The following is a 13522-nucleotide window of genomic DNA, read 5'->3' as shown; positions in this document are numbered from 1 at the left end:
CCCCAGAGCTGGATCAATTCTTGCCGCTCTTGTAATCCTGAATTTTCTTGTTGGCCATATCCTGAATATCCTTCAAGGAGCTTTCCAGATCCTGATCTTTCAGCCACAACGCCTCGAACTTGGACGTAATATCCTGGCTAAGCCCGGGAATGCCGGCTTCGAACGGAGTCAGGGAATACCCGATCTCACGCGCGTCCAGGAATAACTGGGCATGCTCCGGCAGATTCCCTTCCAGCACTACTTCATCCGTTCCCTGTACCGACGGGACCGCATTGCCGCCGCCCTGCAGGCGGAAACGTTGACCCTCTTTGCTTACGTACTCGGAGAAGAAGGTGTATGCCGCTTCCTTATTCTTCGATGCCTTGTTCATCACCATGTATGCGGTCGGGATACCGGCCGGCTCGATTTTATTGCCGGTATTGGTTGGCCATGTGACCACGTCATACTCAAGTCCTTGATTCTTCTTGAACAACGGCAGGTACCAGCGGCCTGCAGCAACGAATCCGACCTGGTTGGACATAAACATGGCATCTCCGCCTTGCCCTTTGGGAAGCGTGCCGGAGAAGGTGATGTTTTTGGATTTCACGTTGTCGTACAGGAAGCGGAACGCCTCCATTGCTTTCGGATCCGAAGCTGCCACGAAATTCCCTTCGTCGTCGTACACCCGACCGCCGTTGGAAGTAACCCAGCTGTGGTAGCTGTTCCAAGAGTTATCCAGCACGTAGCCGTACTTTTTGCTGTCCCGGATCTTGTCCGACATCTCCTTGAATTTGTCCCAGGTCCACTGACCGTTCGCCTGAAGATCGGCCGGCATCTCGGTAATCCCTGCTTCCTTCAGCACCTTCTTGTTGTACCACAGCACCATCGGATTACAGTCCACCGGTACCCCGAAGGTCTGACCATCCCGCACGGCTGCGCCCCACAAGCCTTCAAAATAATCCTCTTTCTTGATCACGCTTTCCGGTGCTTCCATATACGTCGTCAAATTCTCAATGCTCTGATTCTCGATCAGTTTCACGACCAGGGCGTCCCCTGCGTAGAAGACATCCGGAGCGGTCCCACCTGTTAATTGGGTTAATATTTTCTGATCATACTCGCCCGGAATCGGAATAAATTCGACCTCAATGTCCGAGTGCTTCTTATTAAAGTCCTTCGTGAGCTCCTGAAAGCGGCTAAGCTCTCCGGGATTTCCCCAGGTTGCCCATTTAATCTTGACCTTCTCACCGCTTCCGGACTCCCCACCCTCTGATGTTCCGCCGCCTCCACACGCTTGGAGTATGGATGATAGTAGAAGAATGATTACAAGCAATGACCCTCTCACCTGTTTCCTTGTCATTTCATTTCCTCCATTCAAACCAGATTTGGACTCGCTGGCACAGCTCTTGTAAACGCTTTAATTATAAAATTTTGACAAAAAGCTTTTGAACGGATTATGTTCCGAAAAAGTGGATTCTTTTCCGATCCTATGAATTCCCATTATTTCCGCTGCTGTCCCTGGTACTCCGCAGGCGTCATGCCTACCATCTTCTTGAACAGCTTGCTGAAGTATTTCACGTCATTAAATCCGGAGCGGTCCGCCACTTCATACACTCGCAGCGATGTCGTGGAGAGCAGCTCCTTGGCCCGTTTCAACCTCAGATCAATCACATAGTCAATGAAGTTGTGTCCCGTGACACGCTTAAACAATTCGCTAAAATAGTTGCGGCTGACGGCCACTTCGTCCGCCACCTCCTGCAGGGAGATCGGCTCGGTAAAGCGTACGTTAATATATTGAACGGCCTGCAGCACGATTCGCTCATGCAGCGTAGATTCCGGTACAGGGTGACGCATGGCCTCGTCCCGCAGCGTATGGAAGCCTTGAAGGACCAGCTCCTTCACTTCCCCCACCGAGCGAAGCTTGCCCACTTCCCCGATCTGTGGAAGCGGCGGGCCGCCGGGAAGATGAAACATAGCGAGCAAGCTCAGAAGCTCCTCTGCTTCTCGGATGACCGACGGTTTCTTCATCCTTCCGGGCTGCCAGCGCAGCATGATGGACTGCAGGCGCTCTCCGCTTATGTCCATGTTCCCAACCGTCAGCGCGGCTCTTAGGGCATGCAGCTCGGCAGACGGCCTCTCCTGAGCCGAATCGGCATCGGTCAGGGGGAGCTCCTCTGCCCGCAGTGTCTGTTTATCTTTATGAAAAAAGAGGCCTTCCAGGCTCTCGCTAGCTTCTCGAAACGCTTCCTGCAGCTTATCCATGCCGTTATATCTCCTGCTGAGCCCCATGGTGCATCGGGCCGGCAGATGGATTGCTGCTTCATGCTCTGAAGCAGGCACCCTTCCTGCATGCCGCAGAGGCACGTAGGCAGCGATCCGGTCCGTCTCCAGCCGAACTGCCAGCGCCTCCGGCACCTGGTCATATAACAGCCCCATCAATCGCTCAATCTCGTCATGCCAATCCTTGGGCTGCACCCCGGCTGCACCAGCCCCTGAATCAGAGTCAAGCTGGAGCACGGCCAGCATATAAGCGCCATTTAGATTTTGGGCTTCCAGATTGGCGATTGCCCCCGGTTCTCCGGACAGCGCCTGAAAGAGGATTTTCTCAGCGGCTTTCTTCTGATTCATACGCTGCTGGTGCTCATGCTCGGTCAGAATCCGCTGCATTTGCTTCTCCTCTTCGAGCTTCGAACGCATGTGATCCAGCACAGCACCCAAAGATTCCGCATCCAGCGTCGGCTTGAGAATATAATCCGAAGCGCCAAGCCTTATGCCTTCGCGCACGAATGCGAAATCGCTATGACAGCTGAGCAGCAGCACCTTCACCCAAGGACAAAGCTCTCTTGTCCGGCGGGTCAGTTCCAAGCCATCCATGACCGGCATCGCGATATCCGTGATCAGAATGTCCAGATCCCCCTTCAGAATCCATTTCATTGCCCGTTGTCCATTGGAGGCTTCTCCCACAAGCCGGTAACCATATTTCTCCCAGTCGAAGGTCGAGCGCAGTCCTGTACGTGCGATCGCTTCGTCATCCACGAGCAGCACTCTGTACATAATCTTCACCCCTTTGCCTCGCAAACGTTATCGTGACCCGCGTTCCTCCGCCTTCCGGGCTTTCCACCCATACCCCATAGCGGCTGCCGTAATACAGCTGGACTGTTTGGTGAACATGACGCAGCCCGATGCGGGTCATGCCGTGCTTGGAGTGATCCTGTTCATACGACAGCAGTCCCTCTATTCGTTCAGGCTTGATGCCGATTCCATTATCCTCGATCCGAACCATGACATCCTGCTGGTGTGAAGTTACCCGAATCGTAATGACGCCGGCTTCATCAAGCGGGGCAATCCCGTGAAAGATTGCATTCTCCACAATCGGCTGCAGCAGCATCCGGGGAACATAAAGGTCCTCCATTTCCTCGGGGCAGTCGATCCTCAGCTCAATTTGATGGTCATAACGGTAATTCTGGATGATCATATATTTCCGAAGCAGCTCAAGTTCATCTCCAAGCCTTATAAACACGCCGTTTCGCTCCAGGCTCCCCTCCAGCAGATGAACAAGGGCCGTGACCGATCGATCCACGTCATTCGTCCGATTAAGCTTGGCCATCCAGCGAATCGAATTCAATGTATTGTAAAGAAAATGGGGATTGATCTGATACCGCAGCGCACGGATTTCCGCCTTCTTCTTCTCGGATTCCTCCGCAGCGATTCGCCTGATGAGCAAATCGATCTGCTCAATCATTTTGTTGAAGCTTCGGCCCAACTGGCCGATTTCACTGGGCCCCACATTCTTGCTGCGGACCGACAAATCACCTGCTTCGCTTCTGCGCATCAAGCGGCTTAAATGAACGAGCGGATTGCCAATCCTCCGCGTCATGAAATAACCGATGCCGATCGCCGCCAGGATCGATCCGAATACAATCCAGACCGTGAAACTCCGAATGCTCGCCGAATCTGCCGTCAGTTCCTTCAGCGGCACCATGCCGACCACATGCCAGCCGTTGTTCAGGCGCGAAGGGATCATCAGCGTTTTTTTGTTGTTCAGGTTATATTCCGTCAAACCCGAGGGCAGCTTGATCGGGGACTGCTTCCCGTACATTGAAGGATCGGGATGGTAAAAGTAACGATTCTCGTCATTGGCCACGTACATATACCCTGTGTCGCCGAACTGGACATGGTTTAATTCATCGATCAGGACGTCTCCCATAATCTCGATGAACATCACCCCGACAATCTCCCCCGTATCCCAGCTTCGGATTGCCCGGCCCAGCCCGAACACGGGAAATCCCATTCCCGTTTGCTTCAGGTAGGAGGTATCGGACAAACCGAACCATACTGCCTGCCCGTTCGCCTCCAGTATCGATCGATACCAAGAAGAATCCCACTGGTCCGGGATGGACATCAAGGAATCGGCGCTCAGGACCGAATTGTTCCGCTGCACGTCAAACACGTACACGTCCAATATCTCCGGCGAGTTAATCATGATGGAGGTCAGCAGGTCCTTCCCCTCCTTTACCTTCAACGTCAGGTCATATTTACTGATATCCTGATCCTCCAGAATGCCGTGAACCACCTTGCTGTTCAGCACCATCATCGAGGAATCGTCCAGTTTCTTGAAGAACATATTCAGCTTGTCACTGACTTGGGTGATGGTGAGGGAAGCCACTTTACTGACCTGTTCCTCCACGATTGAGGCCGATTTGTTATACGACAGGAACCCCATAATGAGAACCGGGAGTGTTGTGCCGATGAAAAAAAACAAAAACAGTTGAATGACAATGGAATGAAGACGATGATATCCCCGCATACATGCTCCCTCCGTTCATAAAATGAAAATTGCGGACCTTTTACGATAGCGCTTACATAACTGTTTGCCCTTCTTTCTTCTACCAATTGGACTCTCACCTTCTGCCTTTCCCTTACCTCCTTCTCTAACATCCCCTCCGGAGCACGCGTTTGAAGATCATATTGCCTTCCTCGCTCCCGGGTGTAATCATCGTATTATGTTTTCATGTCGATGTCCCTAAGTCCATCTGCTTATGTTTGTCTGCGCAAAAAAAAGATGGACCCGAAAAACTCCGGGTCCATCTCTTTATATGTTGATATAATGCCGCCTTCTAGGCTTAGTAAGCCAGTGTAAACAAACCGTTGATGTGGGACAGGTAACGCATGTTACTTGCTTCTTTCATCAAGGTTGCAGGCAGACCTTTCAATTGAGTCTTGTTAGCACCAATGGTACCGATGGCATCTTTACGTCCCAAGCTGCCGAGCGTACCGGAGAATACCGGGGTGAACGAAGCTGGTGCGCCGCCATTCAATTGAGCGAAGATGTTGTAGCCGATCAGCTCGCCCATTTGCCATGCCAGCTGTGCAGTTGGCGGGTATGGACGACCTTCTGGTCCCATGACCACCGCGCTGTCGCCTGCAATGTAAACATCAGGGTGAGATGCGGATTGCAGGAATTCGTTGACAACCGCACGTCCACGATTGACTTCGATGCCGCAGTTTGCCACAACGGAGTTGCCCTGTACGCCGCCCGTCCATACCAAGGTGCTGGTTTCGAGCGTGCTGCCGTCTTTCAGTTCAACGGTCGTGCCGTCCATTTTGGTAATCGGCAATCCGGTCAGGAAGTTCACGCCGCGTTTCTGCAGGCTTGTTGTCGCGCGGTCAACCAGTTCGGCAGGGAAGCCTGGCAGAATGGAAGGAGCTGCTTCAACACAATAAAGCGTGATTTCTTGTGGGTCGATACCGTATTTGCGAGCCAGCTCGCTTCTCATATCGGCATATTCACCAACAAGCTCAACGCCTGTCAAACCGCCGCCGCCAACCACGATGGTAGCGTCCGCTTTGTTTTTCGTTTTGCTGTATTCCGCAATGCGGGACTCCACATGAGCACGCAGACGATTCGCATCGTTCACGGACTTCAGAATGAAGCTGTTCTCTTGCAATCCCGGAATACCGAAGAATGCCGTTTCGCTGCCCAGTGCGATAACCAGGGCATCATATGTGAAGTTTCCGCCGTCATCGAGGGAAACCGAACGCTCATCCGGCTTGATTTCCTTAACGTTGCCGATGCGCAGGTCAACGTTCGCGCCGCGCAGAAGCTTGTCGAGCGGCAAAGCTACTGCTTTCTCTGCGATGTTGCCTGCTGCCAGACGGTGCAATTCCGTAATGATCTGATGGGTTGGGAAACGGTTGATCAGCGTGATTTTTGCAGCAGCACCAAAATGCTCGCGTGCAGAAAGCGCACTAAGCAAGCCGCCGTAGCCTCCGCCCAAAATTAAAATATGTTTAGACATGACCATCCTCCGTTCTTCGTATGATTTATGGATTAACGCTTGTTTTGTTGGTCACGTTCGTTAAGAACGTCCAAAAAAGCCTGAGCATAGCGAAGACCCTTTTGAACCTGAGGATCTTTCAGCATTTTCATCAGACCAAATACGCCGATCTGAGCTTGGTCGCCTTGAGCGTGTACACGGTCTCCGGCTTCGATGGCTGCAGATGCAACGCCTTTTGCTGCTGTCGTGATTGGCTTCGCGAATCCGCTAAGGGAAGCCATGGTGTCTTCCGCAAGCACGGGATCCGTAGCTACGGATTTACCGAAGTCATATGCCTTAGTCATGACGGTCAGCATTTCCGTAAGTTTTGGAAGATTGTCCACGAGAGTTGTGAGGGATTCCTGAACCTCGGGCTTGAGCAGTTGTTCGAGCAGCACATCAGGACGGCTGGACGCCGCAGCTTCTTGGTTTCCTACAACATTTTCCGGAGTTTCGGACGGCTGTGGAGAAGATGTTTCTGTCATAAAGAATTGCCTCCTTTTCTTTAAGTGAATTCCCAAGATGGACTTGGCGACGATCGAACCGGCTAGTTTTAATTTTGGGATAACCGGTATCTATTATGCATCACGTACAAAAGTGCGAACTTATGGGTGACTCACTATCGCCAAAAATAAAGCAGGGGGAAGCCTCCCCCTCCTTTAATCTGAAACAATCTTAGGGATTGTGATAAATATCTCTAAGTACTAGTCTATAACTTGTGAAGCATAATTACAAACATAAAATGCAATTTTCGACTACAAAGTTAGAACGCGATACTCGCTTTCCTCATATGTCACTCTTGTAACAGGTCGGCCGGAAAAGTCAAGCGCTTCCCGAAGCGGAATCCAAGCGGTGCCGCCGATTAAATGAACATCCGAAGACACCGGTTTGCCCCCTGTTTGCATGGGGAATAGCAAGCCGTTAAGCGGATCTGCTTCCCAGCGATTCCCTGCCAGTGTCACCTGCACGGTCTTGTTGTGAGACTTCCAAGACACGCTTCCGCCGAGCCGCTCCACCAGGGAACGCAGCGGTACCATCAACCGGCCGTCCACCATTTTGTATTCCCCTGCCGAAAACGCAGTCTCCATTCCTCCGAATTCCACGGCCAGCGTTCGCCCAGTCTCAAATAGCGCGGCGTTGGCTGCGACATGCTCGCGAATCCACTGCTTTGAAGGCTGCGAAGCCTTCCGTGCACTCTGCTGGGCACGAAATTGTACGGGCTGGATTTCCGGAGACAGTACATCAAAGGCATAGCCTTGCTTTTTATAATATGAAATAATGTCCGGCAGAGCCTTTACGCTTTCGGCATGCCCTTTACCGTCATGAAGAAGCACAATGGCCTCGTTGCCGTTCACTTTCGTGGTTGCCCCTTTGACGATGTCTTTAACCGGGACGCCTCGATACCTGGAGTCGCCGCTGTCGACGTTCCAATCAAATACATGATAGCCCCCCTGCTTCATGAATTGAAAATAGGCTTCGTCAAAATGGCCGGCCGTCCCCCCGGGAGCTCTGACCAGCTGCGGCCGCTCACCCGTAATTAAACGAATGATTTCCTCCGTTCTCTTAATCTGTCCCCAGAAATCCTGAAAATGCCCGTAGAGCTTGTCATAACGATGATCATATGTATGATTCCCGATCACATGGCCTTCCTCGTAGATGCGGTTAATAATCTCGGGACGGGTCTCCGCTTCCTTGCCCAGTACAAAAAACGTGCCTTTAATTCCTTCCCGCTTCAAAATATCCAACACATCAAGCGTCAGATCCGATGGCCCGTCATCAAATGTCAGGTATACCGTTTTGTCACTTGGTTTCTTATATTGAACAGGTGCGGCGTTCACGGCCGATGGTTTCTTGAATGCAGTCGTGACGATTGGCTTGCTTGCCTCTTCCGGCTTCACCTGTACATCCTGCCGAGTTACTGTCATTGGCGGCGATGCCAGAGGAGACTGTTCCACATATATGTCTATCGGCCGCTGGACCTCAAGCCCCATACCGATCATAATCAGCAATGCCAATACGCCGAAAAATACCGCAATTGATGTTACCCGCACCATATTTTTCATTATCAACTCTACCTCCATCATTTCTATGAGTTCGGCTTCCTGATAGATTATATGGAGGGCGTTTCAAAAAAAGACTAGGATTTGATATTTTACAACCGGAAGGGATGATAGAACATCCCGTCAGACAAGAAAATGGTGCGGTCGTGCGAGTCTTCACCGGTTCTTCTGGCAATGTCGTATCCGCCACCCTTGAGAGGAGCGGAACCTTTGGGGCAATGCCGTGAACGCGGCTAAAAGCCAGGTGTTGTGGCTGGGCCCTGGAATCGACGGAGAGCCAAGCGAATGACGGGCAACAGGATCCGCATGGTACTCCCAAACAGCTCGATTCTCCTGGATTAGCGATATTTGATGATATTCGAGGACTGTGGTTCCGCTATTCCTTTGTTTTCTGCCCTTTAATGGAGGTATGAGGACATGAGATCCGCTATTGCAAGATATTGCGGGCTAAATTCGTGATTTTGGGTGCATTAACGGATCCTCTGTCCGGATGGCCTCCCAAATGGATCGGTTTTCGGTAAATAGCGGATCGAGTGTCCAAATGGGCTCAAAAACAGCTCGTTTTTACAGCATACAGGGGATCCTATGTCTGCCGGCCCGAAACAGCTCGTTTTCGGTAAATAGCCAAACGCGGGCGAGCAGCTGAGGGAGCCGGTGGCCTCCTGCGGTCCCTTCGCCGGCCTATACCTCTGGTCTTATTTCTCTAAAAAAACGGTCCCTTATCATGCCTTTCCAGGCATGCTGAGGGACCGTTCTTCATATAGCTATGACAGCACGGCTGCGAGAACCGCTTCGACATGACCTTTCACTTTCACTTTCCGCCACTCGCCTGCCAGCTTTCCCTGCTCATCAATCAAGAAGGTAGAGCGTACAATACCCATATACTCGCGGCCGAACATCTTCTTCATCTGCCAGACGTCAAACATTTCGCTAACCTTATGCTCCTCATCAGACAAGAGCAAGTAGGGCAGGCTATGCTTATCGATGAATTTGGCATGGGATTTCAGCGGATCCGGGCTAATCCCGATCACGACTGCGCCCGCCTGCTCCAAGGCTCCGTAATGGTCCCGGAAGCTGCAAGCCTCCTCGGTGCAGGTTGGGGTCATATTTTTCGGATAGAAGAACAGCACGACTTTACGTCCACGAAAATCGCTTAAAGCTATCTTCTCCCCGTTCGAAGCCGGAAGTGAAAAATCCGGCACTTGGCTTCCGACTGTCAACTGTGTTTGATCTGCGATAAGGCTCCACTCCTACTTTACGGACTTTAGTCCCGAAAATTGATTGTCTTTTCGAAAAAAATTATAATAGAATGAATGTCGAATGTTCAAATGTTCTATCGAATTTATTCATCAGCGTAATCCGAAAGGAAGAACACAATGACCAAAAAAACAAAGAAGACGATTATATGGAGTGTCAGCCTCATCCTCGCCGCTATTATTGGTTATGGCATTTATTATGCGGCATCGTTCTACGACGGCTTACAAAGTCTTCAGAAATCAGGTGAATCCTCCCCTTTTCGTGAAATTGAAAAGGTAGATGCCAAAGTGCCGGCGCCGCCCGAGTGGGAAGGAACGGAGACGGTTAACATTCTGCTGATGGGCGTGGATGCACGCGGTTTTGAGGAAGGGGAAATTCCTCGTTCCGACAGTATGCTTGTTGCCTCGATTGATCCGGTGAAGAAAAAAATGCACTTATTCTCTATTTTGCGCGATACTTACGTAGAAATACCCGGATATGACCGCAACCGAATCAATACGGCCATCACGCACGGCCCAAATACGGCGATGAAGGCGGTAGGCGATCTGCTGGGCATTCCGGTTCAATACTACGTCTATACGGATTTCCAGGGTTTCATGAAGCTGGTTGATTCCGTCGGCGGGGTTGATTTCTATGTTGAGAAGGACATGAATTATGCCAGTAAAGCAGATAAAAACGAATACGACATCGAATTGAAGCAAGGCATGCAGCATCTGGATGGCAACGCGGCGCTGCAATATGTCCGGTTCCGCTACGATGCGATGGGCGACTTTACCCGCACCGAGCGTCAGCGCGAGCTCTTGAAGGCCGTAGCCAAGAAAATGCAGACCACCACGTCCATCATGAAGCTTCCGGACATTCTGAAGTCCGTCAGCCCGTACATTGATACCAATCTCGATGTCGAGGATATGTGGAAGCTTGCGAACGTTGCCTACAAGAGTAAAATGAGCGGCAGCGAACAGGTACCGCCGATGAAACTCCTGAAGGAAGAACATATCGGCGGCGCTGCCGTTCTAACGGTGGGCAATCCGGATACGCTGAAACAGTATATCCAGGATATCATGAACCCGCCAACGCCTGACCCTGAGACCGAAGGCAGCGAAGGCACGGAAGGTGATTCCGAGAACAGCGATACCGAGAAGAGCGACGCTGAAAGCTCCACTGTTCCATCTGCAACAACGGATCGTAACTAATACACATACAGCAATCAGGACAGGGCGCTACGTCATTTTAGCTTCCTGTCCTGCTTCATGAAGAAAGGAAGTTTAACTATAATGTCAACATCCAGAAACCGTTCCGAAACTCTATATCAAGAAGCGCTGCAGCATATCGTAGGCGGCGTAAACAGCCCCTCCCGTTCGTTCAAGGCCGTAGGCGGCGGTGCCCCCGTTTTCATGAAACGTGCAAGCGGATCCCACTTCTGGGACGAGGACGGCAACCGCTATATCGATTATTTAGCAGCCTACGGCCCGATCATAACCGGACATGCCCATCCGCATATTACAGCTGCAATCACGTCGGCAGCTCAAAACGGTACCCTCTACGGGACGCCGACCGAGCTTGAGATCACCTTGGCCAAAATGCTGAAGGCCGCCATCCCGTCCATGGATAAGGTGCGTTTCGTCAATTCCGGCACCGAGGCGGTCATGACCACGATCCGGGTGGCCCGCGCCTACACCAAGCGCAACAAAATCATCAAGTTCGCCGGCTGCTACCACGGCCATTCCGATCTTGTCCTCGTAGCTGCAGGCTCCGGCCCCTCCACGCTCGGCATTCCGGACAGTGCCGGGATCCCGGCAAGCATTGCAACGGAAGTCATTACCGTTCCGTTCAACGATCTGGAAGGCCTGCGCGCTGCCCTCGACGCATGGGGCGATGATGTGGCTGCCGTTATGGTGGAGCCCATCGTTGGCAACTTCGGCATGGTGATGCCGAAACCGGGATTCCTCGAAGGCTTATGCCAGATGACGCACGACAACGGCTCGCTGGTCATCTATGACGAAGTCATCAGCGCTTTCCGCTTCCACTACGGATCTACCCAAACCTATGCGGGTCTGGCCAATCATGAAGCGATTCAGCCGGATCTTACGGCTCTTGGCAAAATCATAGGCGGCGGTCTGCCTATCGGCGCGTATGGCGGCCGTAAACACGTGATGGAACAGGTCGCACCGCTCGGCCCAGCTTATCAAGCAGGAACTATGGCGGGTAATCCCGCCTCCATCGCTGCCGGAATCGCTTGCTTGGAGGTTCTGCAGGGTGAAGGCGTATATGAAGAAATGGAGCGCTTGACCATCAAGCTGACGGAAGGTTTGCAGGCATCCGCTGACCGCCACGGCATTCCGCTCACGATCAACCGCATCCGGGGTTCCTTCTCCACTCACTTCTGCGATCATGCGGTCACGAACTATGATGAAGCGCAGGACACCGACGGCGAAGCCTTTGCCGCATTCTTCCGCCATATGCTGGACCGCGGCGTGAACCTGGCTCCTTCCAAATACGAGGCCTGGTTCATGACCACCGCCCATACGGATGACGACATCGAGGCTACGCTTGAAGCTGCGGAGGAATCTTTTAAGGCCATGAAGAATTAATTTAGATATATTAGAAATCACGAAAAGGAGTTTTCCCCATGAAAAAGCGCTTGAACAAGTTATAACATGCTCCATATCCATGCCATGCTTCTACGGTCCGGATTCGTGGACCTCCTGACCTGTCCGATTCGAAACCTGAGTCATCTAAATATGAATGCGGAGGCTGGATAACATGAGAAGCGAACAAGAAATGATGGATTTGGTATTGGGCTACGCAGCCCGCGACGAACGGGTTCGGGCCGTGACCCTGGAGGGCTCCAGAACGAATCCCAACGTGCCGAAGGATATTTTCCAGGATTACGATATCAGCTTTCACGTAACGGACATGGACAGCTTTATTCAGGATCCGAACTGGATTGACGTTTTCGGGGAACGGTTGATTCTGCAGACGCCGGAAGACATGGCCTTGTTTCCCCCGGATCTTGGAGGCTGGTTCTCGTACCTGATGTTATTTACCGACGGCAACCGGATTGACATGACCCTGATTCCCATTGAGGAGAAGGAGAAATACTGCAGAGAAGACAAACTGATCCAGATCTTAATGGATAAAGACCAGACCTTCCCTAAGGTTTCTGCTCCGTCCGACGAGGATTTCTGGGTAAAGCGCCCGTCGGCAGCCTTTTTCGAGGATTGCTGCAATGAATTCTGGTGGGTATCCACGTATGTAGCCAAGGGCTTGTGGCGGGAAGAAATACTGTATGCCCAAGACCACTTTCACAACATCATGCGTCCGATGCTGATGAAAATGCTGGGGTGGCAGGTAGGTACCCAGACCGGTTTCTCGCTCAGCATAGGCAAGAACGGCAAGTACTTGAAAAACTACCTGTCATCGGACAGCTGGAACGAGCTGATGTCCACCTACCCTCGCGGAACCTACGAAGAGGTGTGGGAGGCGCTGTTTACGATGGGAGCGCTGTTCCGCAGAACCGCGCTTTATGTCGCTGAACAGCTGGGCTTCGAATACGATATGGGACAGGATCAGCGCGTGACCTCCTTCCTGCAGCATGTCCGGCAGCTGCCGGCGGATGCTAAGGCGATCTATTAAGATTGCGGGAAGCTGTGGTTCCCTTGATTCCAAATATCGAATCCAGGCAGCCGGGCTCGAAGAGGATTAACCACTGGTCCAAATGAAGCCACGATTGCTAAGAAAATGAATCAGCAAAGAGAGACGCCGCTCCGGCGTCTCTCTTTTTTTGTTGCAGAATTCTCCCCAATCCATACAGGGCACCGCTTACTCCAACTCGATTTTGCCGAATGCCCTCTCCTGCAAACAAGATTTATTAAATCCATTTGTCACATTTGTGCTTTGCCCAAGCGTAAT

At 51.8% G+C, this 13522-nt stretch carries 9 protein-coding genes and 1 pseudogene; 3 read left to right on the top strand and 7 right to left on the bottom strand.

What is annotated here, in order from left to right; all coding sequences use genetic code 11:
• Positions 1-13: 13 nt before the first annotated feature.
• From OHJ21_RS24630 to bcp, 7 genes are all read right to left on the bottom strand, one after another.
• The gene (locus tag OHJ21_RS24630) at positions 14-1336 is read right to left on the bottom strand and encodes an ABC transporter substrate-binding protein (protein WP_100540215.1); all 1323 of its coding nucleotides are present in this window, start codon (positions 1334-1336) and stop codon (positions 14-16) included.
• Between the two features lie 140 nt (positions 1337-1476).
• Positions 1477-3030, bottom strand: a complete 1554-nt coding sequence (locus tag OHJ21_RS24625) for a response regulator (protein WP_486021417.1) — start codon at positions 3028-3030, stop codon at positions 1477-1479.
• Positions 3005-4783, bottom strand: coding sequence for a sensor histidine kinase (locus tag OHJ21_RS24620; RefSeq protein WP_326119874.1), 1779 nt, complete (start codon positions 4781-4783; stop codon positions 3005-3007). The genes OHJ21_RS24625 and OHJ21_RS24620 overlap by 26 nt, the downstream gene beginning before the upstream one ends.
• A gap of 316 nt (positions 4784-5099) precedes the next feature.
• Positions 5100-6275 carry an NAD(P)/FAD-dependent oxidoreductase gene (locus tag OHJ21_RS24615; protein WP_486021411.1) on the bottom strand — a complete coding sequence of 392 codons (1176 nt, stop codon included), beginning with the start codon at positions 6273-6275 and terminating at the stop codon, positions 5100-5102.
• 32 nt (positions 6276-6307) lie between these two features.
• Positions 6308-6778: a DUF1641 domain-containing protein gene (locus OHJ21_RS24610; protein WP_100540211.1), complete on the bottom strand. Its 471-nt coding sequence runs from the start codon at positions 6776-6778 to the stop codon at positions 6308-6310.
• Between the two features lie 270 nt (positions 6779-7048).
• Positions 7049-8356 carry a polysaccharide deacetylase family protein gene (locus OHJ21_RS24605; RefSeq protein WP_486021410.1) on the bottom strand — a complete coding sequence of 436 codons (1308 nt, stop codon included), beginning with the start codon at positions 8354-8356 and terminating at the stop codon, positions 7049-7051.
• A gap of 761 nt (positions 8357-9117) precedes the next feature.
• Positions 9118-9573 carry a thioredoxin-dependent thiol peroxidase gene (gene bcp, locus OHJ21_RS24600; RefSeq protein ID WP_326111935.1) on the bottom strand — a complete coding sequence of 152 codons (456 nt, stop codon included), beginning with the start codon at positions 9571-9573 and terminating at the stop codon, positions 9118-9120.
• A gap of 156 nt (positions 9574-9729) precedes the next feature.
• Between bcp and OHJ21_RS24595 the strand changes: the two genes are divergently transcribed.
• The 3 genes and pseudogenes from OHJ21_RS24595 (at position 9730) to OHJ21_RS24585 (ending at position 13316) form a co-directional block, all read left to right on the top strand.
• Positions 9730-10803, top strand: a complete 1074-nt coding sequence (locus OHJ21_RS24595) for an LCP family protein (protein WP_100540208.1) — start codon at positions 9730-9732, stop codon at positions 10801-10803.
• 81 nt (positions 10804-10884) lie between these two features.
• Positions 10885-12201: a glutamate-1-semialdehyde 2,1-aminomutase gene (locus tag OHJ21_RS24590; RefSeq protein WP_486021409.1), complete on the top strand. Its 1317-nt coding sequence runs from the start codon at positions 10885-10887 to the stop codon at positions 12199-12201.
• A gap of 172 nt (positions 12202-12373) precedes the next feature.
• Positions 12374-13316 (top strand): annotated as a pseudogene (locus tag OHJ21_RS24585) (aminoglycoside 6-adenylyltransferase).
• Positions 13317-13522 lie beyond the last annotated feature (206 nt).

This window comes from Virgibacillus sp. LDC1, assembly GCF_025792345.1.
GTDB lineage: Bacteria > Bacillota > Bacilli > Paenibacillales > Paenibacillaceae > Paenibacillus_AQ > Paenibacillus_AQ lautus.
The sequence above is the reverse complement of the archived record's forward strand: the minus strand, read 5'-3'. Positions and strand labels throughout refer to the sequence as shown.